Here is a 20,495-nt window from a genome sequence, read left to right on the forward strand (position 1 = left end):
TAGTCTCGTCCCTTGTGGATACGCGCGCGGCACAGGCACCTCGACCCGGTGGCGATGCCGTGTGCGTGGTGCGCGCGCTGACCAAGACCTATCCCGCCGTGCGCGGCAGGCGCGGCGCCCCGGCCGTCCCCGAGGTGCGGGCCACCGACGACGTCACCCTGGACATCCGCCGCGGTGAGATCTTCGGACTGCTCGGACCCAACGGCGCCGGCAAGTCCACCCTCGTGCGCCAGCTCACCGGGCTGATGCGGCCCGACGGCGGCAGCGTGGAGATCCTCGGTCACGACATCGTGCGCCATCCGGAGCGGGCCGCGCGGATCCTCGCCTACCTGGGGCAGGAGTCCAGCGCCCTGGACGAGCTGACCGTGTCGCTGGCCGCCGAGACCACCGGACGGCTGCGCGGCCTGGAGGTGCGGCGGGCCCGCGCCGAGCGGGACGCCGTCCTCGAGGAGCTGGGCCTGACCGGGCTGGCCGGCCGCCCGATCAAGAAGCTCTCCGGCGGTCAGCGCCGCCTGGCCTGCTTCGCCGCCGCACTGGTGGGGGAGCGGCCGCTGCTCGTCCTGGACGAGCCGACCACCGGCATGGACCCGGTGGCCCGGCGTGCGGTGTGGTCGGCCGTCGACCGGCGGCGCGCCGAACACGGCACCACGGTGCTGCTGGTCACCCACAACGTCATCGAGGCCGAGACCGTACTCGACCGCGTCGCCGTCCTCGACCGGGGCCGCGTGATCGCCTGCGACACGCCCTCGGGGCTCAAGGAGAGCGTCGCCGGAGAGGTCCGCGTCGACCTGGTGTGGCGCGAGAGCGCGCCGCTGAACGTCCCGGAGGTCGCCGCCCTGCGCGACCGCGTGGCCGAGTCGGGACGCCGCTGGACGCTGCGGCTCGCCCCCGAGGAGGCCCGCGCCGTCGTCGCCACCGTCACCGGGGGCGCCGCCTTCGCCGCCCTGGACGACTTCACCCTGGCCACGCCCAGCCTGGAGGACGTGTACCTGGCGCTGGGCGGCGCCGCACGGCAGGGGCTGGTGAGGGCGTGAACACACCGGCGGTGAGCACACCGGCCGCGGGATCCGTACCCGTGGCGACCGCACCCGTTCGGGTGACCGCTCCGAACGAGCCCGGCCGGAACGAGCCCAGCGAGAACGACCCTAGCGAAGGGGAGCAGCGCGACGTGAGTGTCGTACCCGCCGACGCCCTGCAGGGCGCTGCCCGGGCAGCCGAGGAGCGGCAGGCGGCCGGTCCGGCCGAGCTGGGGCCCAAGGCACGGCTGTGGCCCTCCCTGGTGGCCGTCTACCGGGCGCAGCTGTCCCGGGCGCGGGTCGCGCGCATCCCGCTGCTTTTCGTGGCGACCTTCCAGTCGGTCGGCATCATGATCCTGATGCGGGGCGTCGTGGACGGCGGCGGCGAGGCACGGGCCGTGGTCGCCGGGTCGGCGGTGCTGGTCGTGGCCTTCGTCGCGCTGAACCTCCTCGCCCAGTACTTCGGCCAGCTGCGCGCGAGCGGCGGCCTCGACCACTACGCGACGCTGCCGGTGCCGCCCGCCGCGGTGGTGCTGGGCGCGGCGGGCGCGTACGCGTCCTTCACCGCGCCCGGGACCGTGGTGACGGCGGTGTTCGGATGCCTGCTGTTCGGGCTGCCGATGACCCATCTGTGGGTGCTGCTGGCCGTCATCCCGCTGGCGGGCGCCGCGCTCGCCGGTCTGGGCGCGGCGCTGGGCCTGCTCGCCCCCCGGCCCGAGTTCGCCACCCTGCTGGGCCAGCTCGGCATGTCGGCGGCCCTGCTCCTCGGCGTGCTGCCGCCCGAACGGATGCCGCAGGTGGTGCGCCTGGCGCGGGATCTGCTGCCCTCCACCTACGGCGTGGAGGCCTTCGCGCGCACCTTCGGCAGCCGGCCCGACTGGGGCTTCGTCCTCGGCGACCTCGCGGTGTGTGCCGCGGTCGGGGTGATCTCGCTGGCCGTGGCCACCTGGGCGTACCGCCGGGCCGCCGTCCGGTGACGCGCCGCACACACGCGTTTGGCACGATGGCACGGTGACCGCACCCTTGACTCCGCCACCCCCGCCGAACGAACGCCCGTCGCAGCGGGGCGGACCGGTGCCGCCGCCCGTCGGTGCGCACGCGGTGGGCGCCGCGCCCGGCGGCCCGTACGACGTGCACGGCGACCCCCACGGCGAACAGGACGGCCCCGGGATGTTGAAGGAAGTGTGGCAGGCCGCCGTGACCGTGGTGGTGGTCGCGCTCTTCGGCGCGCTGCTCGGCGTGCTGTGGTGGCAGCTGGCGCCGAGTGTGCCCCTGGTGGGCGATGTGGTCGACGGCAGCTGGATCGTCTACCTCAAGGACTCCGAGGGCGAGCAGGCGATCGGCGTCGACGGAACGTTCACGCTGCTCGCGCTGGCGTTCGGGGCGCTCAGCGCGGTCGTGGTCTTCCTGCTGCGCCGGCGCGGGGGAGTGCCGCTGGTGGTGGCCCTCGGCGTCGGCGGTCTGCTCGGGTCGCTGCTGGCGTGGTGGCTCGGGGTGCAGCTCGGGCCCGCGCGGGACGTGATCGCGCACGCCAAGGAGGTGGGCGAGGGGGTGACGTTCTCCGCGCCGCTGAAGCTGGGGGCGAAGGGGGTGCTGCTGGCGTGGCCGTTCGCGGCGCTGGTGGTGCATCTGGGGTTGACGGGGCTCTTCGGGCCGCGGGATCCGGAGCCGGATCCGTGGCCGGCGCCGGGGGCGTATCCGGCGGGGCCAGGGCCGTACGGGGGCAAGTAGGGCTCTGCCCCCGGGGAGCGCGGGGGTGGGGGCGTGACCCGGCGTTGCGGGGTGCCGCTGCGCCCACCCGCGCCGCCCTGGGGGTACCTCCCAGGCCGTTCAGGCACTGGGGGAGGCACGACTGCCCGCAGCGGGGGGGCGGGGACACGACTGCGCCCGCAGCTGGGGGGCGGGGACACGGCTGCTCGTAGTGGGGGAGCGCGTGTCGCTATGCGGGGCGGGAGATCGGGGCTCGGGTTGCGGCGGTGAGCGTGGTGAGGGCGTCGGGGGAGAGTTCGATCTCCAGGCCGCGACGGCCCGCCGAGACGCAGATCGTGGCGTGGTCCGCGGCCGACGCGTCCAGGACCGTGGCGAGCCGCTTGCGCTGGCCCAGCGGGGAGATGCCGCCGCGTACGTAGCCCGTGGTGCGCTCGGCCAGGGCCGGGTCGGCCATCGCCGCGCGCTTGCCGCCGACCGCCGCCGCCAGGGCCTTGAGGTCCAGCCGGCCCGCTACCGGCACCACCGCCACCGTCAGGGCGCCGTCGACGTCCGCCACCAGGGTCTTGAACACCCGCTCCGGCGAGACGCCCATCGCCTCGGCCGCCTCCTCGCCGTAGGACGGGTGGGCCGGATCGTGCTCGTACGCGTGGACCGTGTACGTCACCCCGGCCGCGGTGAGCGCCACCGTCGCGGGCGTGCCGCCCGGCTGCTGCTTCTTGTTCGCCTTGCTCGGCTTCTTCGCCATGCGGGCCAGTACCTCAGTTGAGACTCGTCGGGCCGCGCGTCAGTTCCGACGCCGGCAGGGACGGCAGCGTACGGATGATGGAGGTCTCGGAGCGAAGGAGTTTCAGCTCGTCCCGCAGCCGGGAGGCCGTGTCCGGGGCCTGGAGCAGACGCTGCTTCGTCGGCGTGTCCAGCATCATGGCGGCGGCGACCAGGTAGGAGACCACACCCGGTTCGTCCGGCAGGTCGGCGCCGGTCGCCAGCGACCGCTTGCGGGCTCCCGCCAGTCGCTTCTGGTACTGCCGGAAGGACCGCAGTACGCCCTCGGCGAGCGCGCCCGCCTCGTCGCCCGGCTCCTCCGGCAGCGGCTCCAGCTCGGCGGTCAGGAAGGGGCCCGAGGCGTCCACCGAGACCAGGCGCACCCGGCTGGTGCCGGTGGCGAGCACCTCGAAGGTGCCGTCGGACCGCTCGCGGATCGTCGCCGCGTCCGCGATGCAGCCGACCTTGTGGAACGCCTTGAGCGGATCTGCCCCGAACCCGGCCGTCGGGCCGCTCTCCTCGGTGGTCGTCCCGTCGGGCAGTCCCGGGGCGCTCGGGGCCACCTCGCAGCCGTCGCGGATCGCCACGACGGCGAACCGGCGTGGTTCGTCCTCCGGGGTCTTCAACAGCTCGCGCATCATGGCGCGATAGCGCTCCTCGAAGATGTTGAGCGGAAGCACCAGCCCCGGGAACAGGACGGAGTTCAGGGGGAACAGGGGGAGCCGGACGGTGGTCACGACGCAGAAGCCTAATGGGCACCCGTCTTCAGGCGCGCACGGACGTCCGCGCGGACCTGGAGGAAGCGGCCCAGCGGGTCGGGGTCGTCCGTGTCCCGGTCCCACGGGAAGGACGTGACGTACGGGCCGGTCAGCCGCAGTTGCTCCGCCGCGTCCCGGTGGCGGTCCAGGCGTACCAGGACGTAGACGAGCAGGTTCCGCAGCTCCGCCGCCCACGGGTCGGCCGCCGGGTGGGCCGCGGAGAGGGCGGTCGCACGGTCGGCCGCGGCGTGCAGCCGGGCACGGTGCACGCCCACGGCGGAGGCGCCGCCGGCACGGGGGCCGGTGCCGGTGGCGTCGGTCCGCAGGCAGGTGAAGGCGGCGCGCAGCGGCAGCGCGCGTACGAGCGCGTCCTCGGGGGCGTCCTGCGCGGCCCGCTCCGCGAAGTCCAGGCACTCGCCGTGGGCGTGGGGCGAGGTGTCGGCCAGGTACTCCAGGGCGACGACGTGACTGCCGTAGTGGTGCGGGGAGCGGCGGACCGCCTGCTCCCACAGCCGCTCGAACTCGGCGTGCGGGGCGCGCGCTCCCCGTGCGGCGTCCAGCGCGGTCCGCCACGGCACCGGGTCGACGGGACCGGCGGCCCCGGCCGCGGCGACGACCGCGGGGAGCAGCTGGCGCAGGAGCTCGGCGCGGGCCGGTGAGTCCCAGTGCCGGTGGACCGCGAGGCGGGCCGACACCAGCAGGGCGTCGGGATCGTCCGGTGCGGTGGCGCGCCAGGTGTCGAGCCACTCGGGGCGGGAGCGGGCGAAGGCGGCGAGCCGGGTCGTGTAACGGTCGCGGTGGTCCCATTCGGCGCTCTCCCGGGTACCGGCGAGGAGGCCGGCCACGGGGCCGTGCTCGCCGCGGGCCGCGGCGACGAGGGCCGGGGCGAGGCGGTCGTCGGGGGCGTCGAGGAGCACGTCGTCGTCGGGGGCGGGCCGTGGAGACCGGGAGCGGACCCGGGCAGCCGCGGCCCGCAGGAACGCGCGCAGCATGGGAAGTAGGACGGACGAGGCTACGGGATGGTTGTGCGGCCCCGGCTGCGCCTTCGCCCGGCCGGGTGAGCAGCCGCACCACGTGCGGGGGCGCGTCGCCCGATGCGGGGCCGATGCGGGGCCGATGCGGGGCTCCGCCGGGTCTTCCCGCCACGCCCCCCGGAACCGGGCGCGGGGCCCGCACGAGGACCAAGGCCCGGCGCCGCGTGCCCGGGCCGCCCGGCTTCCGCGCCCGGGCCGAGCGGCCTCCCCGGCCCCGTGCGCAGGCGTCCGGGGCACGGCCGTGGAACGCCGCCGGCAGGCGGGTGGCGCCCGCCGTCACGGCCGGCCGGCGTGAGCAGCCGACCCCGCGCGGGACCCGCGCCGGGTGCCCGGGCCGCTGGGGCGCCGGGGCCGTGTCCACGCTCGGGTCGTCCCGGTGCCGTGGGGCTGGCTCCGTGCGCAGGCGTCCGGGGCACGGCCGTGGAACTGCCGCCGGCAGGCGGGTGGCGCCCGCCGTCACGGCCGGCCGGTGTGAGCAGCCGACCCCGCGCGGGACCCGCGCCGGGTGCCCGGGCCGCCGGGATGCCGGGGGAGCCGGGGGCCGCGGGCCGTGTTCACGCTCGGGCCGTCCCGGTGCCGTGGGCCGGCTCCGTTCGCGGCCGGGTGGGGTCAGCTCCTGCGGAGCAGGCGGGTGGCGCCCGCCGCCACGGTCGTCGCCAGGACCCAGCCCAGCAGGACCAGGGCCGTGGACAGCCACTGCCAGGCGTCGTGGAGCTGCCAGGAACCCGCCTGGCCCAGGTCGATCACCGGCAGGAGCAGGTCGAGGGCGAAGAGGGCGGGGTTCCAGTCCGGCTGTTCGCCGCTCTTCAGCGGGGGCGGGTCCGCGCGGGCGAAGGCGAGGGTGCCGGCCGCCCACAGGACCGCCATCCACACCGCCGCCCGGCCCGGCCGGTACCCGTAGGCGACCGTCCAGTCCTGCGCGTACCCCACCAGCTTCGCCGCGACCGGCAGGCTCTCGCGGCGCCTGCGGTGCTTGGCGAGCAGCACCTCGCGGGCGTCCTCGTCCTCGCCGCCGGCCCGCAGCACGGCGGCGAGCCGCTCGTACGGCTCAGGGTGGTACTCGGCGGTCGCGGCGCCCACCCACCGCAGCCGCTTCTCCAGCGGGAACGGCCCGCGCGGCACCAGGTTCTCGTAGGCGAAGCCGCCCATGTGCAGCCGTCCGGGGCCCGGCCAGCTGTCCGCCCGGTCCATCAGGTTGACCACCCGGGCCCCCGACAGCACCACCCGCCCGCGCGCCGGGCGCTCGCCCAGGAAGCGCAGCTCCGGCGTCTGCACGCGGCGCAGCGACAGCTCCTGGTCGTCGGTGAAGGTGAACCGGGCGTGCTCCAGGTCCAGGGCGTCGCCGAACCGCCCGTCGTCGAGGCGCACCCCGCCCTCGCACTCGAAGCGCTGGACCCGGGTGCCCTGAGCGGGGGTGGTGCCGCGCAGCAGCGGGCTGCCGAGGCCCGCCGGGGTCAGGTACAGGGTGCGCTCCACCGTCAGCTGCGGGGCGTTCAGCGCGTGCCGCGTGTACGGGTTGAGCAGCCGGGCGCCGCGCAGGCTCAGCGAGACGCCGACCTGGGCGCTGCGCAGGCTCACCTCGCCGTGCGACTCCAGCATCTCGGCCTGGAGGTCCTGGCCGACCGTCAGGCCGTCCGCCGCTATGGAGCGCCCGCTGCGGTCCCGGTGCACGATCGCCTGGTTGAGCATCAGGTCGGTGCCTATCTGCGCGTCCGTCAGCCGGATCCCGCCGGGGAAACGGGAACGCGGCAGATGCAGGTCGCCCTCGGTGTGCAGCCTGGCCGCTTCGAGGCGCGGCACCGAGCAGTCCACCAGCCGCACGGTCGTGAACCGGGTCTCCGGCAGCAGCACCTCCCGGTCGAAGCGGCAGCCCCGCAGCTCGACGTAGGGCACCACCGTGCCGCCCGCCAGATCCATCGTGTCGCTGATCCGCACGCCCACCAGCTGCAGCGAGGACACCCGGCCCGCGAGCGCCGGCGGACCGTCGAGAAGCAGCCAGCACACCACACGGGCCCGCACGGTCCGCTCCGGACCCCACGGACGCGGGCCGTGCGGGTCGTCGACGAGCGCGTCGCCGCTGCTCAGGTCGTACACGCTGCCGTTGCGGAAGGCCTGCCACATGCCGGCCTCCGCGATGGTCAGGTCGTCCGGCAACTCTCCGTCACGGTGGCCCGCCCCTTCGGTCACAAGGCTTCACCCCCTCCTCGACTACTCGGTGGTCACACACCCTTCGTACAACCGTTCATGCCCGCTGGGTGACGGTCCGAACACTCAAAGTGAGCACCAATCCCAGGAGTTCGCCCCGGACCGTGAGCGCCCGTCGCGTTCCGTATCAGCCATTGATACGCGCGGACCGGGCCCGACGCGGGTCTGAGAGAATTGGTTCCGTGATCTCCCGAATCGATCTGCGCGGCGACGCCCTCCCCGAGGGCCCGGCCCTGCGCGACCTGCTGCCCCGAGCCGACTTCGACGTCTCGGCCGCCCTGGAGAAGGTGCGTCCGATCTGCGAGGCCGTGCATCATCGCGGGGACGCGGCGCTGATCGACTTCACCGAGCAGTTCGACGGCGTCCGGCTGGAGCGGGTGCGCGTCCCGGCCGAGGAGCTGACCCGCGCCCTGGAGGGCCTGGACCCGGCCGTGCGCGCCGCGCTGGAGGAGTCCGTCCGCCGCGCCCGCCTCGTCCACCGCGAGCAGCGCCGCACCACGCACACCACGCAGGTCGTGCCCGGCGGCTCGGTCACCGAGAAGTGGGTGCCGGTCGAGCGGGTCGGGCTCTACGTGCCCGGCGGCCGGTCGGTCTACCCGTCCTCCGTGGTCATGAACGTGGTGCCCGCGCAGGAGGCCGGCGTCGGCTCGATCGCGCTCGCCTCGCCCGCGCAGGCCGAGTTCGGCGGCATCCCGCACCCCACCATCCTGGCCGCCTGCGCCCTGCTCGGCGTCGACGAGGTCTACGCGGCCGGTGGCGCCACCGCCGTCGCGATGTTCGCGTACGGCACCGAGTCCTGCCCGCCCGCCGACATGGTCACCGGCCCCGGCAACATCTGGGTCGCCGCCGCCAAGCGCTACTTCACCGGCAAGATCGGCATCGACGCCGAGGCCGGCCCGACCGAGATCGCCGTCCTGGCGGACTCGACCGCCGACCCGGTGCACGTCGCCTCCGACCTGATCAGCCAGGCCGAGCACGACCCGCTGGCCGCCGCCGTGCTGGTCACCGACTCCGTGGAGCTGGCGGACGCGGTGGAGAAGGAGCTTCAGCCGCAGGTCGAGGCCACCAGGCACATCGAGGACCGGATCCGCCCGGCCCTGGCCGGCCGCCAGTCCGCGATCGTCCTCGTCGACGGCCTCGACGAGGGGCTGCGCGTCGTCGACGCCTACGGCGCGGAGCACCTGGAGATCCAGACCGCGGACGCCGCCGCCGTCGCCGACCGGGTCAGGAACGCCGGCGCGATCTTCGTCGGACCCTGGGCGCCGGTCTCCCTCGGCGACTACGCGGCCGGGTCCAACCACGTCCTGCCCACCGGCGGCTGCGCCTGCCACTCCTCGGGCCTGTCCGTGCAGTCCTTCCTGCGCGGCATCCACATCGTCGACTACACGCGCGACGCGCTCGCCGAGGTCGCCCACCACGTGGTGACGCTGGCGGAGGCCGAGGACCTGCCCGCACACGGCGCGGCGATCAAGGCGAGGTTCGAGTGGAAGGTCCCGGAGAGCAAGTGACGTTCGGCATCGACGATCTCCCCGTACGGGACGAGCTGCGCGGCAAGTCCCCCTACGGCGCGCCCCAGCTGGACGTGCCGGTACGGCTGAACACCAACGAGAACCCCTACCCGCTGCCCGAGGCCCTGGTCGAGCGGATCGCCGAGCGCGTCCGCCAGGCGGCCCGCGACCTCAACCGCTACCCCGACCGGGACGCGGTCGAGCTGCGCACGAAGCTCGCCGAGTACCTGACCAAGACCTCCGGACACCCCCTGGACGCGAGCAACGTCTGGGCGGCCAACGGCTCCAACGAGGTCATCCAGCAGCTGTTGCAGACCTTCGGCGGGCCGGGGCGCACCGCGATCGGCTTCGAGCCGTCGTACTCGATGCACGGCCTCATCGCGCGCGGCACCGGCACCGGCTGGATCTCCGGGCCGCGCCACGAGGACTTCACCATCGACGTGCCCGCCGCCGAGCGGGCGATCGCGGAGCACCGCCCGGACGTCGTCTTCATCACCACTCCCAACAACCCCACGGGCAGCGCGGTCCCGGCCGAGGCCGTCGTCGCGCTCCACGACGCGGCGCAGGCGGCGAAGCCCTCCATGGTCGTGGTGGACGAGGCGTACATCGAGTTCAGCCACGGCGCCTCGCTGCTGCCGCTGCTGGCGGGCCGCCCGAACCTGGTCGTCTCGCGCACGATGTCGAAGGCGTTCGGCGCGGCGGGCCTGCGCCTGGGCTACCTCGCCGCGCACCCGGCCGTCGTCGACGCCGTCCAGCTCGTACGGCTGCCGTACCACCTGTCGGCCGTCACCCAGGCGACCGCGCTGGCCGCCCTGGAGCACACGGACACGCTGCTGAAGTACGTCGAGCAGCTGAAGACCGAGCGGGACCGGCTGGTCGCCGAACTGCGCGCCATCGGCTACGAGGTGACCGAGTCCGACGCCAACTTCGTCCAGTTCGGGCGCTTCGCCGACGCCCAGGAGGTCTGGCGCAGGATCCTCGACCGGGGCGTCCTGGTCCGGGACAACGGCGTACCGGGCTGGCTGCGGGTCACCGCCGGCACCCCGGAGGAGAACGACGCGTTCCTCGACGCGGTCCGTGAAGTCAAGAAGGAGCAGAACACATGAGCCGCGTGGGACGCGTGGAGCGCACGACCAAGGAGACCTCGGTCCTCGTCGAGATCGACCTCGACGGCACCGGCAAGACCGACATCGCCACCGGCGTCGGTTTCTACGACCACATGCTCGACCAGCTCGGCCGGCACGGTCTGTTCGACCTGACCGTGAAGACCGACGGCGACCTGCACATCGACTCCCACCACACCATCGAGGACACCGCCCTCGCGCTGGGCGCCGCCTTCAAGCAGGCCCTCGGCGACAAGGTGGGCATCTACCGCTTCGGCAACTGCACGGTCCCGCTGGACGAGTCCCTCGCCCAGGTCACCGTCGACCTCTCCGGCCGCCCCTACCTCGTGCACACCGAGCCCGAGAACATGGCGCCGATGATCGGCGAGTACGACGTGACGATGACCCGGCACATCCTGGAGTCCTTCGTGGCCCAGGCCCAGGTCGCCCTGCACGTGCACGTGCCGTACGGGCGCAACGCGCACCACATCGTGGAGTGCCAGTTCAAGGCGCTGGCCCGGGCCCTGCGCTACGCCTCGGAGCGCGACCCGCGCGCGGCCGGCATCCTGCCCTCCACGAAGGGCGCGCTGTAACCCATGAACGGCACGTCCACCGCACTGATCGTCGTCGGTCTCTTCTTCCTCGGCGGCATCTACTCCTTCGCCAAGCAGCAGATGCCCAAGGGCCTGATCGTGCTGCTCTCCATCGGCGCCGCGCTGTGTCTGCTCGCGGGCGTCCTGAGGCTGGAGGTCTGGAATTGACCGGCGCCACCCCGGCCAAGAAGGTCGTCGTCTTCGACTACGGCTTCGGCAACGTCCGCTCCGCCGAGCGCGCCCTCGCGCGCGCGGGGGCCGACGTCGAGATCACCCGTGACTACGACAAGGCTCTGAACGCCGACGGGCTGCTGGTCCCCGGCGTCGGCGCGTTCGCCGCCTGCATGGACGGCCTCAAGGCGGCCCGCGGCGACTGGATCGTCGACCGCCGGCTGTCCGGCGGGCGCCCGGTCATGGGCATCTGCGTCGGCATGCAGATCCTCTTCTCGCGCGGCATCGAGCACGGCGTGGAGGCCGAGGGCCTGGACGAGTGGCCCGGCACGGTCGGACCGCTCCAGGCCGACGTCGTGCCCCACATGGGCTGGAACACGGTCGAGGCACCGGCCGACTCGCAGCTCTTCGCCGGCCTGGACGCCGACGCCCGCTTCTACTTCGTGCACTCCTACGCCGTCCACGAGTGGACCCAGGAGTCGCACAACCCGCTGATCGCCGCGCCCAGGGTCACCTGGTCCACGCACGGCGAGCCCTTCGTGGCCGCCGTGGAGAACGGCGCGCTGTGGGCCACGCAGTTCCACCCCGAGAAGTCCGGCGACGCCGGAGCCCAGCTCCTCACCAACTGGATCGAGACCCTGTAGAGATGAGCACGCTCGAACTCCTCCCCGCCGTCGACGTCCGTGACGGCCAGGCCGTCCGCCTCGTGCACGGCGAGTCCGGCACCGAGACCTCCTACGGCTCCCCGCTGGAGGCCGCCCTGGCCTGGCAGCGCTCCGGTGCCGAGTGGCTGCACCTGGTCGACCTGGACGCCGCGTTCGGCACGGGGGACAACCGCGCGCTGATCGCCGAGGTCGCCAAGGCCATGGACATCAAGGTCGAGCTGTCCGGCGGCATCCGCGACGACGACACCCTCGCCGCCGCCCTCGCCACCGGCTGCACCCGCGTCAACCTCGGCACCGCCGCCCTGGAGACCCCCGAGTGGGTCGCCAAGGTCATCGCCGAGCACGGTGACAAGATCGCGGTCGGTCTCGACGTCCGCGGCACGACGCTGCGCGGCCGCGGCTGGACCCGCGACGGAGGCGACCTCTACGAGACGCTGGACCGCCTGAACAAGGAGGGCTGCGCCCGGTACGTCGTCACCGACATCGCCAAGGACGGCACCCTCCAGGGCCCCAACCTGGAACTCCTGAAGAACGTCTGCGCGGCCACCGACCGGCCGGTCGTGGCGTCGGGCGGCGTGTCGTCCCTGGACGACCTGCGCGCGATCTCCGGGCTCGTGCCGGCCGGTGTCGAGGGGGCCATCGTCGGGAAGGCCCTGTACGCGAAGGCGTTCACCCTGGAAGAAGCCTTGGAGGCTGTGTCGTCATGACATCCGAAGCCGTACGGCGCGTGCAGAGCGGAAGTCCCTGGGAAGAGTCCTTCGGTTTCGCCCGCGCCGTGGCGGCGGGTGACCGGGTCATCGTGGCGGGCACGACCGCCTTCCGGGGTGACATGCTCTACGGCGAGGGCGACCCGTACGAACAGACGAAGGTGGCCTTCGGCACCGCCGTCGAGGCCCTCGCCGAGTTCGGGCTCGGTGTCGAGTCCGTGATCCGGACCCGGGTGTGCCTGGCACACTCCCGTGACGTCGACGCGGTGGGCCGCGCCCACAAGGAGCTGTTCGACTCCGTGCGCCCGGTCACGACCCTGCTGGTCGTGCAGGGTTTCATCGACTCGCGGGTGCTGGTGTCGGTCGAAGTGGAAGCGTATAGAGGAGCCGTGGATTCATGACCCTGGCGGTCCGAGTCATCCCCTGCCTGGACGTGGACAACGGCCGGGTCGTCAAGGGCGTCAACTTCCAGAACCTGCGCGACGCGGGCGACCCCGTCGAGATGGCCAAGGTGTACGACGCCGAGGGCGCCGACGAGCTGACGTTCCTGGACATCACCGCCTCGTCGGGCAACCGCGAGACGACCTACGACGTGGTGCGCCGCACCGCCGAGCAGGTGTTCATCCCGCTGACCGTCGGCGGCGGCGTGCGCGCCGCCGAGGACGTCGACAAGCTGCTGCGGGCCGGCGCCGACAAGGTGGGCGTCAACACGGCCGCCATCGCCCGGCCCGACCTGATCCGCGAGATCGCCGAGCGGTTCGGCCGGCAGGTCCTCGTCCTGTCGGTCGACGCGCGCCGCACTGACACCGGCACCTTCGAGGTGACCACCCACGGCGGCCGGCGCGGCACCGGCATCGACGCGGTGGAGTGGGCGCACCGGGCCGCCGAGCTGGGCGCGGGGGAGATCCTGCTCAACTCGATGGACGCGGACGGCACCAAGGACGGCTACGACCTGGAGATGCTGGCGGCGGTGCGCAAGCACGTGAGCGTCCCGGTGATCGCCTCGGGCGGCGCGGGCAGCCTCGCCCACTTCGCCCCGGCGGTCGAGGCGGGCGCGGACGCGGTCCTCGCGGCGTCGGTCTTCCACTTCGGCGACCTGCGGATCGGCGAGGTGAAGGACACCCTGCGCGGGGCGGGTCACCCGGTCCGGTAGAGGGAACCCCAGGATGCGCAAGGAAAGGCGGAACCCGTCCGCCCCCGACGGGCGGGCCGCGGCAGCCGCCGGCGACACCGAGGGGCGCGAGAGCCCCGCCCCGCACGTCCGCGGAGTTCCCTTCCGTGTCTGAGACGACCACGTCCGTGACGGACGTACGGATACCCGCCGCCGTCTCCGCCCCCGCCCACCGCGACCCCAACGTCCTGCGCTGGGTCGCCGCCTACACGGCGTCCATGGTCGGCGACACGGTGTTCTTCCTCGCGCTGTCCTGGGCCGCCGTGCAGAACGGCACCCCCGCACAGGCCGGCCTGGTCACCGCCGTCAGCGCGGTGCCGCGCGCGCTGCTGATGCTGGGCGGCGGAGTCGTGGCCGACCGGTTCGGGCCGCGCCGGGTCGTCATCGGCAGCGACGCCGTACGGTGCGCCGCGGTCCTCGCGGTCGCCGCCGTGCTGTTCGCGGCCGACCCCGGGCTGTGGCTCCTCGCCCTGCTCGCCGTCGTCTTCGGCACCGTCGACGCCGTGTTCATGCCCGCCGTGGGGGCGCTCCCGGCACGGATCACCGGTACCGACCAGCTCGCCCGCGTCCAGGGCATGCGCGGCCTCGCCCTGCGCTTCGCCGCCGTCGTGGGCGCACCGCTCGGCGGGCTCGGGGTGGCGGCCGGCGGCGCGGCGGCGGCCTTCGCGTTCGCCGGACTGCTGATCGCCGTGTCCGTGCCGCTGCTGATCTCCGTCCGGATGCGCGAGCTGCCGGCCGACGACGCGGGAGCCGCGCGGGAGACCACGGCCTGGCGCGACCTGGTGGGCGGGCTGCGCTACGTCCGCCGGCACCGCGTCCTCGGCCCGCTCATGGTGACCATCGCCCTCGGCGACCTGGGCTTCGTCGGCCCCCTCAACGTGGGCCTCACCCTGCTCGCGGACGAGCGGGGCTGGGGAGCGTCCGGGATGGGCTGGGTGCTGGCCGGGTTCGGGACCGGCGCCGGGATCGCCGCCCTGCTGCTGGCCGTACGGGGACGCCTGCCGCGCGCCGGCTGCATCGCCGCCGGCGCCCTCGTCCCCGGCGCGGCCGCGATCGCCGCCCTGGCCCACGCGTCCGCCCTCCCCGTGGCCGTCGGCACGGCGCTGCTCATCGGCCTGCTCGCGGGCCTCAGCGGCGCCATGTGCGGCGCCCTGCTCCAGACCCAGTCCGACCCCGCCTACCTGGGCCGCGTCACCGCCGTCGGCGGCCTCGTCAGCCTGGGGATCGCGCCGCTGAGCATGCCCCTGTCGGCCGCCGCCATCGGCCTGTGGGGAACCGGCCCGGTCTTCGCCGTCAGCGCCGCCGTGTGCGGTCTGGGCGGGGTCGTCGCCCTGTGCGCGCCCGGCGTGCGGCGGGCCGAGCTGCCGGCGTGAGCGGCGGGCCTCAGATGCCCAGCTGCTTCGTCTCCCGCAGCCGGGCGATCGCGTCCTTCTCGCCCTCCAGCGCCACCTCGGCGGCGTCCTGCCGGCCGTACGCGAACAGCAGCAGCTCCGACGGCTCGCCCGTGGCCGTCACCACCGGCGTGCCCCGGTGGGCGACCGTCGTCTGACCGTTGGGACGGCGCAGGACCAGCCCCGTCGGGATGCCGCGGCCCATCAGCCGGGCGGCGCGCTCCAGCCGGGACCACAGGGCGTCCTGGAAGACCGGGTCAAGCTCGCGCGGCGACCAGTCGGGCCGGGCACGGCGGACGTCCTCCGTGTGCACGTAGAACTCGACCGTGTTCGCCGCCTCGTCGACCTGCTTGAGCTGGAAGGGGGAGAAGCGGGGCGGACCCGAGCGGATCAGCTGGATCAGCACCTCGTACGGCTTCGCGCCGTACTCCTCCATCACCCGGTCGAGCCGCGACGCCAGCGGCTTGATCATGCTGCCCCCGGCGGCGTCGGGCCGGCGCTCGCGCACCACCACGTGTGCGGCGAGTTCGCGGGTCCGCCAGCCGTCGCACAGGGTCGGGGCGTCCGGACCGGCCGTCTCCAACAGGTCGGCGAGCAGGAGTCGTTCACGCTTGGCGAAAGTCGACATGGAGTCAGCCTACGGCGCCCGGCCGGGTCCGCCCAGTGGACATCCCGCGGGAGGGCCCGTCCCGGGCGGCACAATGGGGTGCATGACCAGCAGCTCCCCCGACAACGGCGGCCCCGGGCGCCCCAGCCCGCTCGCCCCGGAGATCGCCGACCGGCTCAAGCGCAGCGCGGACGGCCTCCTGCCCGCCATCGCCCAGCAGTACGACACCGGGGAGGTGCTGATGCTCGGCTGGATGGACGACGAGGCCCTGCACCGCACGCTCACCACCGGACGCTGCACCTACTGGTCGCGCAGCCGCCGGGAGTACTGGGTCAAGGGCGACACCTCCGGGCACTTCCAGTGGGTCAAGTCCGTCGCCCTGGACTGCGACGCCGACACCGTCCTCGTCAAGGTGGACCAGGTCGGCGCCGCCTGCCACACCGGCGCCCGCACCTGCTTCGACGCGGACGTGCTGCTCGCCGGGGACACCGCGGGTGCCGAAGACGCCGCGGGCGCCGACGCGCCCCGGGCGGGTCAGTAGGGTCTGCCGCCATGGACGTCACGCATGACATGGACCTCGACACCTTCCGCAAGCTGGCCGCCGACCGCCGGGTGATCCCGGTGAGCCGCAAGCTCCTCGCCGACGGCGACACCCCGGTGGCCCTGTACCGCAAGCTCGCCGCCGAGCGCCCCGGCACCTTCCTCCTGGAATCCGCCGAGAACGGACGATCCTGGTCCAGGTACTCCTTCGTCGGCGTCCGCAGTGCCGCCACCCTCACCGAGAAGGACGGGCAGGCGCACTGGCAGGGCACCCCGCCCGTCGGCGTCCCCACCGACGGCGACCCGCTCGCCGCCCTGCGCGCCACCGTCGAGGCCCTGCACACCCCCCGCGACCTCGCCCACGACCTGGGCCTGCCGCCCTTCACCGGCGGCATGGTCGGCTACCTCGGCTACGACATCGTGCGCCGCCTGGAGAAGGTCGGCCCCGGCGAGCGCGACGACCTGCGGCTGCCCGAGCTGACCATGCTGCTCACCAGCGACCTCGCCGTGATGGACCACTGGGAGGGCTCGGTCCTGCTGATCGCCAACGCGATCAACCACAACCACCTGGAGACCGGCGTCGACGAGGCCTACGCCGACGCGATCGCCCGCCTGGACGCCATGGAGGCCGACCTCACCCGCGCGGTCGCCCAGCCCCCGGCCGCGCTGCCGCCCTCCGAGCTGCCCGAGTACACCGCGCTGTGGGGCGGCCCCGACTTCCAGGACGCCGTCGAGGACATCAAGGAGCGCATCCGCGCGGGCGAGGCCTTCCAGGTCGTCCCCTCGCAGCGCTTCGAGACGCCCTGCACGGCGAGCGCGCTCGACGTCTACCGGGTCCTGCGCGCCACCAACCCCTCCCCGTACATGTACCTGCTGCGCCTCGACGGCTTCGACGTCGTCGGCTCGTCCCCCGAGGCACTGGTCAAGGTCGAGGACGGGCGCGCCCTGGTGCACCCCATCGCCGGCACCCGCCCGCGCGGCGCCACCCCGCAGGAGGACCAGGCCCTCGCCGACGAGCTGCTCGCCGACCCCAAGGAGCGCGCCGAGCACCTGATGCTCGTCGACCTCGGCCGCAACGACCTCGGCCGGGTCTGCGAGCCCGGCTCCGTCGAGGTCGTCGACTTCATGTCCGTCGAGCGGTACTCGCACGTCATGCACATCGTCTCGACGGTCACCGGCCGGGTCGCCCCCGGCCGCACCGCCTTCGACGTCCTCACCGCCTGCTTCCCGGCCGGCACCCTCTCCGGGGCACCCAAGCCGCGCGCCCTGCAGATCATCGACGAACTCGAACCCTCCCGCCGCGGCCTGTACGGCGGCTGCGTCGGCTACCTCGACTTCGCGGGCGACTCCGACACCGCCATCGCCATCCGCACGGCGCTGCTGCGCGACGGCACGGCCTACGTCCAGGCCGGCGCGGGAGTCGTCGCCGACTCCGACCCGGTCGCCGAGGACACCGAGTGCCGCAACAAGGCGGCGGCGGTGCTGCGGGCCGTGCACACGGCCAACCGGCTGACGCCACAGGACCGGCCGGCCGGGACGATGGGGTGATTGTCACGCCCTCCATTTCGAACCCCGGGTGACGGTTCGCCCGGGGTTCGGGTGATAGTGGGGTACGTGACAGCTGTTCCTCACCCCCGCACCCCAGCCGCAGGACCCGCCCGGGCCGGCCGCCGGAGCCTCGCCGTCGCCCTGCTGTGCGGCGCGCTCGGCGCCGCCGTCGTCCTGCTCGCCACCCGGCAGGAGTGGGCGCAGGGCACCGCGACGGTGGCCGGCGGCGCGTTCCCGCTGACCGCCAAGGGCAGCGACGTCACGGGCGTACCCGCGGCGCTCGCCGTGGTCGGCCTCGCCGCGCTCGTCGCCGTCTTCGCCGTGCGCCGCGCCGGGCGCTTCGCCGTCGCCGCCGTGCTCGCGCTGAGCGGCGCGGGCACCGTCGTCGCCGCCCTGGTGGGCGCCACCGACGGTGCCGCGCTCGACGACCAGGCCGCCGAGGCGGCCGGCGACACCTCGGCCACCGTCGACGCGCTCTCCCACACCGCCTGGCCCTACGTCGCGGCCGTGGGCGGCGCCCTGCTCCTGCTCGCCGGACTGCTCGCGCTGCGCTACGGACGCCAGTGGCCCGCGATGTCCGGCCGCTACGAGCGTGACGGCACCCCGCGCCCGCGCCGCAGGCCCCAGACCGTGGACCCGGACCGCCCCGAGGACCTCTGGAAGGCCATCGACCGCGGAGAGGACCCCACCAGCGCCTGACCCGCCCGGGCCCCGCGTTCACCCGCCGGAGCACCCCCGCTCACCGCGCGTGTCCCCGTGCGGGACAATGGGTGCGAGCGTCCTGCTCAGACATGGCACACAGCAACGAGGAGCAAGCAATGGCGGGCAGCAGCCACGGTCACACCCCGGCCGCCTGGACCGGTGTCATCATCGCCTTCATCGGTTTCTGCATCGCGGGCATGTTCATGGTGGCCGCGCAGCCGTGGGGCTTCTGGGCCGGCCTGGTGGTCGTGCTCCTCGGTGGTGTCGTCGGCTACATCATGCGGATGATGGGCCTCGGCCAGCCGAAGCAGAACCACCCCGTGCACAAGGTCTCCGGCGAGCACGCCCAGGCCGGCGCCAAGGGCTGACCCGCCCGACGGTCGCGGACCCCTGAGGGGGGGGGGGGGGGGGGGGGGGGGGGGGGGGGGGGGGGGGGGGGGGGGGGGGGGGGGGGGGGGGCGCGGGGCGGCGGGGCGGGGGGGGGGGCGGGCGGGGGCCCCCCCCCCCCCCCCCCCCCCCCCCCCCCCCCCCCCCCCCCCGCCCGGCGCCGCCCGGGCCGCCCCCCCGCCCCCCCCCCCCCCCCCCCCCCCCCCCGCCCCTCACGTGCGGGTGCCGCGGGCCGGGGGCAGAATGCGGGCGTGACCGCCGAGAGTGCAGAGCCGACCCCGAGCAGCCCCCGTACCAGCCGCCTCCCGTCCCGCACCGCGGCCGCCCGCCTGGCCGTCCCGGCCGGGGTGCTCGCCGCCGTCGTCGGGGCCTTCGCCTACGTGGGCAGCGTCGACCCCTACGAACCCGGCCACTACCCGGTGTGCCCGCTGCTGCGCTTCACGGGCGTCTACTGCCCCGGCTGCGGCGGCCTGCGCAGCGCCCACGCGTTCGTCCACGGGGACCTGACGGCCGCGCTGCACGCCAACGCGCCCGCCGTCCTCGCCTACCTGGGCTTCGCCGTCCTGTGGACCGTCTGGGTGATCCGGGCGGTGCGGGGCCGTCCCGTGCGCGTCGACCTCGGACCGGTCCACCTCTGGACGCTCGGGACGTTGCTGCTGGTCTTCACCGTTGTCCGGAACCTGCCGTCCGGGGGCTGGCTCACCCCTTGAGCAACCCCGCCACGTCCAGGTAGTGGGACTCTCCCCGGCCGGATGCGGGACCGGTGCCCGGCTCCGGATACCATCACAGTGACCACACGTTTTGCCGTCTGAAAGGGGGCCGCTCGCGTGAGTGTGCTCGACGAGATCATCGACGGAGTCCGTGCCGACCTCGCGGAGCGGCAGGCGCGCGTCGCCCTCGACGAGCTCAAGGAGCGCGCGGCCAAGGCCCGCCCCGCCAAGGACGGCGTGTCCGCGCTGCGCGGCGACGGTGTCAAGGTCATCTGCGAGGTCAAGCGCTCCAGCCCCTCCAAGGGCGCCCTCGCGGCCATCGCCGACCCGGCCGGACTCGCCGCCGACTACGAGGCGGGCGGCGCCGCCGTCATCTCCGTCCTCACCGAGCAGCGCCGCTTCGGCGGCTCGCTGGCCGACCTGGACTCGGTCCGGGCGCGGGTGGACATCCCCGTGCTGCGCAAGGACTTCATCGTCACCTCGTACCAGCTGTGGGAGGCGCGGGCGCACGGCGCGGATCTCGTGCTGCTGATCGTCGCGGCCCTCGAACAGCCGGCCCTGGAGTCGCTGATCGAGCGGGCCGAGTCCATCGGACTCACCCCGCTCGTCGAGGTGCACGACGAGGACGAGGTGGAGCGCGCGGTGGACGCGGGCGCCAAGATCATCGGCGTCAACGCGCGCAACCTGAAGACGCTCGAGGTCGACCGCGGCACGTTCGAGCGGGTCGCCCCGGAGATCCCCGCGCACATCGTCAAGGTCGCCGAGTCCGGCGTCCGCGGCCCGCACGACCTCATCGCCTACGCCAACGAGGGCGCCGACGCCGTCCTGGTCGGCGAGTCCCTGGTCACCGGCCGCGACCCGAAGACCGCGGTCTCCGACCTGGTGGCGGCCGGCGAACACCCGGCACTGCGCCACGGCCGCGGCTGACCCCCGGTAGGCTGACGGACGATGACTCTCCCGCTCCCCCTGGCCGCCAGGGATCCGTACGCGCGCCTGGCGCGAGGCTGCCGCCCCCGCGGCTGCCGCGCCCCCGCACGCCGGGTCCACGGCCGCCGGGTGCGGTACGTCATCGGAGACGAACCCGGTCAGGTCAACGGCCGCCGATGGCAGCGCCCCTTCTTCTAGGGGCGCGGGGAACTGCGCGACCAGCCACACACGGCCCGCAGTCGACAGAGAACACCCCGCCCCCACGGCGATCAGTCACCAC

General features: G+C 74.4%; 24 protein-coding genes. 19 read left to right on the forward strand and 5 right to left on the reverse strand.

Going from position 1 to position 20,495, the window contains the following annotated elements; all coding sequences use genetic code 11:
* Nucleotides 1–59 precede the first annotated feature (59 nt).
* From ACIBCJ_RS16560 to ACIBCJ_RS16570, 3 genes are all read left to right on the forward strand, one after another.
* On the forward strand, nucleotides 60–1,034 hold the full coding sequence (locus ACIBCJ_RS16560; protein WP_133888443.1) for an ABC transporter ATP-binding protein: 975 nt from the start codon (nucleotides 60–62) through the stop codon (nucleotides 1,032–1,034).
* A 134-nt stretch (nucleotides 1,035–1,168) separates the two neighbouring features.
* The gene (locus ACIBCJ_RS16565; protein ID WP_362102189.1) at nucleotides 1,169–1,993 is read left to right on the forward strand and encodes an ABC transporter permease; all 825 of its coding nucleotides are present in this window, start codon (nucleotides 1,169–1,171) and stop codon (nucleotides 1,991–1,993) included.
* Between the two features lie 34 nt (nucleotides 1,994–2,027).
* On the forward strand, nucleotides 2,028–2,747 hold the full coding sequence (locus ACIBCJ_RS16570) for an AAA family ATPase (RefSeq protein ID WP_365980180.1): 720 nt from the start codon (nucleotides 2,028–2,030) through the stop codon (nucleotides 2,745–2,747).
* 208 nt (nucleotides 2,748–2,955) lie between these two features.
* Here the strand turns inward: ACIBCJ_RS16570 and ybaK are convergent, their stop codons facing one another.
* The 4 genes from ybaK to ACIBCJ_RS16590 all read right to left on the reverse strand — a co-directional run bounded on the left by ybaK (nucleotide 2,956) and on the right by ACIBCJ_RS16590 (nucleotide 7,467).
* Nucleotides 2,956–3,471 (reverse strand): Cys-tRNA(Pro) deacylase, encoded by a 516-nt coding sequence (ybaK, locus tag ACIBCJ_RS16575; RefSeq protein ID WP_362102194.1) that lies wholly within the window; start codon nucleotides 3,469–3,471, stop codon nucleotides 2,956–2,958.
* A gap of 13 nt (nucleotides 3,472–3,484) precedes the next feature.
* Nucleotides 3,485–4,225: an LON peptidase substrate-binding domain-containing protein gene (locus ACIBCJ_RS16580; RefSeq protein ID WP_365980181.1), complete on the reverse strand. Its 741-nt coding sequence runs from the start codon at nucleotides 4,223–4,225 to the stop codon at nucleotides 3,485–3,487.
* An 11-nt stretch (nucleotides 4,226–4,236) separates the two neighbouring features.
* On the reverse strand, nucleotides 4,237–5,238 hold the full coding sequence (locus ACIBCJ_RS16585) for a hypothetical protein (protein ID WP_362513275.1): 1,002 nt from the start codon (nucleotides 5,236–5,238) through the stop codon (nucleotides 4,237–4,239).
* Nucleotides 5,239–5,889: 651 nt separating this feature from the next.
* Nucleotides 5,890–7,467, reverse strand: coding sequence for an oxidoreductase (locus tag ACIBCJ_RS16590; RefSeq protein WP_362102204.1), 1,578 nt, complete (start codon nucleotides 7,465–7,467; stop codon nucleotides 5,890–5,892).
* Between the two features lie 200 nt (nucleotides 7,468–7,667).
* Here ACIBCJ_RS16590 and hisD point away from each other — a divergent pair, with 200 nt between their 5' ends.
* The 9 genes from hisD (at nucleotide 7,668) to ACIBCJ_RS16635 (ending at nucleotide 14,776) form a co-directional block, all read left to right on the forward strand.
* Nucleotides 7,668–8,993 (forward strand): histidinol dehydrogenase, encoded by a 1,326-nt coding sequence (gene hisD / locus ACIBCJ_RS16595; RefSeq protein WP_362102207.1) that lies wholly within the window; start codon nucleotides 7,668–7,670, stop codon nucleotides 8,991–8,993.
* Nucleotides 8,990–10,099 carry a histidinol-phosphate transaminase gene (locus tag ACIBCJ_RS16600; RefSeq protein WP_365980182.1) on the forward strand — a complete coding sequence of 370 codons (1,110 nt, stop codon included), beginning with the start codon at nucleotides 8,990–8,992 and terminating at the stop codon, nucleotides 10,097–10,099. The genes hisD and ACIBCJ_RS16600 overlap by 4 nt, the downstream gene beginning before the upstream one ends.
* Entirely contained in the window at nucleotides 10,096–10,689 is a 594-nt protein-coding gene (gene hisB, locus ACIBCJ_RS16605) for an imidazoleglycerol-phosphate dehydratase HisB (protein WP_030186039.1), read from the forward strand. The genes ACIBCJ_RS16600 and hisB overlap by 4 nt, the downstream gene beginning before the upstream one ends.
* Nucleotides 10,690–10,692: 3 nt before the next feature.
* Nucleotides 10,693–10,857, forward strand: coding sequence for a hypothetical protein (locus tag ACIBCJ_RS16610; RefSeq protein WP_166661923.1), 165 nt, complete (start codon nucleotides 10,693–10,695; stop codon nucleotides 10,855–10,857).
* A complete protein-coding gene (hisH, locus tag ACIBCJ_RS16615) occupies nucleotides 10,854–11,504 on the forward strand; it encodes an imidazole glycerol phosphate synthase subunit HisH (RefSeq protein ID WP_399282631.1) in 651 nt (216 codons plus the stop codon). The genes ACIBCJ_RS16610 and hisH overlap by 4 nt, the downstream gene beginning before the upstream one ends.
* 2 nt (nucleotides 11,505–11,506) lie before the next feature.
* The gene (priA, locus tag ACIBCJ_RS16620; protein ID WP_362102215.1) at nucleotides 11,507–12,232 is read left to right on the forward strand and encodes a bifunctional 1-(5-phosphoribosyl)-5-((5-phosphoribosylamino)methylideneamino)imidazole-4-carboxamide isomerase/phosphoribosylanthranilate isomerase PriA; all 726 of its coding nucleotides are present in this window, start codon (nucleotides 11,507–11,509) and stop codon (nucleotides 12,230–12,232) included.
* Entirely contained in the window at nucleotides 12,229–12,633 is a 405-nt protein-coding gene (locus ACIBCJ_RS16625) for a RidA family protein (RefSeq protein ID WP_362102218.1), read from the forward strand. The genes priA and ACIBCJ_RS16625 overlap by 4 nt, the downstream gene beginning before the upstream one ends.
* Nucleotides 12,630–13,385 (forward strand): imidazole glycerol phosphate synthase subunit HisF, encoded by a 756-nt coding sequence (gene hisF / locus ACIBCJ_RS16630; RefSeq protein ID WP_362102221.1) that lies wholly within the window; start codon nucleotides 12,630–12,632, stop codon nucleotides 13,383–13,385. The genes ACIBCJ_RS16625 and hisF overlap by 4 nt, the downstream gene beginning before the upstream one ends.
* Before the next feature lie 125 nt (nucleotides 13,386–13,510).
* Nucleotides 13,511–14,776, forward strand: a complete 1,266-nt coding sequence (locus tag ACIBCJ_RS16635) for an MFS transporter (RefSeq protein WP_365980183.1) — start codon at nucleotides 13,511–13,513, stop codon at nucleotides 14,774–14,776.
* A 10-nt stretch (nucleotides 14,777–14,786) separates the two neighbouring features.
* On the opposite strand, the gene ACIBCJ_RS16640 is transcribed toward ACIBCJ_RS16635, so the two are convergent.
* Nucleotides 14,787–15,422: a TIGR03085 family metal-binding protein gene (locus ACIBCJ_RS16640; RefSeq protein ID WP_362102227.1), complete on the reverse strand. Its 636-nt coding sequence runs from the start codon at nucleotides 15,420–15,422 to the stop codon at nucleotides 14,787–14,789.
* Between the two features lie 82 nt (nucleotides 15,423–15,504).
* On the opposite strand from ACIBCJ_RS16640, the gene hisI reads away from it, so the two are divergent.
* The 7 genes from hisI (at nucleotide 15,505) to trpM (ending at nucleotide 20,413) form a co-directional block, all read left to right on the forward strand.
* Nucleotides 15,505–15,942, forward strand: coding sequence for a phosphoribosyl-AMP cyclohydrolase (gene hisI, locus ACIBCJ_RS16645; protein WP_362102230.1), 438 nt, complete (start codon nucleotides 15,505–15,507; stop codon nucleotides 15,940–15,942).
* An 11-nt stretch (nucleotides 15,943–15,953) separates the two neighbouring features.
* Nucleotides 15,954–17,489: an anthranilate synthase component I gene (locus tag ACIBCJ_RS16650; protein ID WP_362513263.1), complete on the forward strand. Its 1,536-nt coding sequence runs from the start codon at nucleotides 15,954–15,956 to the stop codon at nucleotides 17,487–17,489.
* Nucleotides 17,490–17,546: 57 nt separating this feature from the next.
* Nucleotides 17,547–18,188, forward strand: coding sequence for a TIGR02234 family membrane protein (locus tag ACIBCJ_RS16655; RefSeq protein WP_362102236.1), 642 nt, complete (start codon nucleotides 17,547–17,549; stop codon nucleotides 18,186–18,188).
* Between the two features lie 119 nt (nucleotides 18,189–18,307).
* Entirely contained in the window at nucleotides 18,308–18,559 is a 252-nt protein-coding gene (locus tag ACIBCJ_RS16660; protein WP_362102239.1) for an HGxxPAAW family protein, read from the forward strand.
* Nucleotides 18,560–18,829: 270 nt separating this feature from the next.
* Nucleotides 18,830–19,288, forward strand: coding sequence for a DUF2752 domain-containing protein (locus ACIBCJ_RS16665; RefSeq protein WP_393527537.1), 459 nt, complete (start codon nucleotides 18,830–18,832; stop codon nucleotides 19,286–19,288).
* A gap of 117 nt (nucleotides 19,289–19,405) precedes the next feature.
* A complete protein-coding gene (trpC, locus tag ACIBCJ_RS16670) occupies nucleotides 19,406–20,215 on the forward strand; it encodes an indole-3-glycerol phosphate synthase TrpC (RefSeq protein ID WP_362102242.1) in 810 nt (269 codons plus the stop codon).
* A gap of 21 nt (nucleotides 20,216–20,236) precedes the next feature.
* A complete protein-coding gene (gene trpM, locus ACIBCJ_RS16675) occupies nucleotides 20,237–20,413 on the forward strand; it encodes a tryptophan biosynthesis modulator TrpM (protein ID WP_365980186.1) in 177 nt (58 codons plus the stop codon).
* The last annotated feature ends 82 nt before the right edge of the window (nucleotides 20,414–20,495 follow it).

The organism is Streptomyces sp. NPDC051136, assembly GCF_044455745.1.
Lineage (GTDB): Bacteria > Actinomycetota > Actinomycetes > Streptomycetales > Streptomycetaceae > Streptomyces.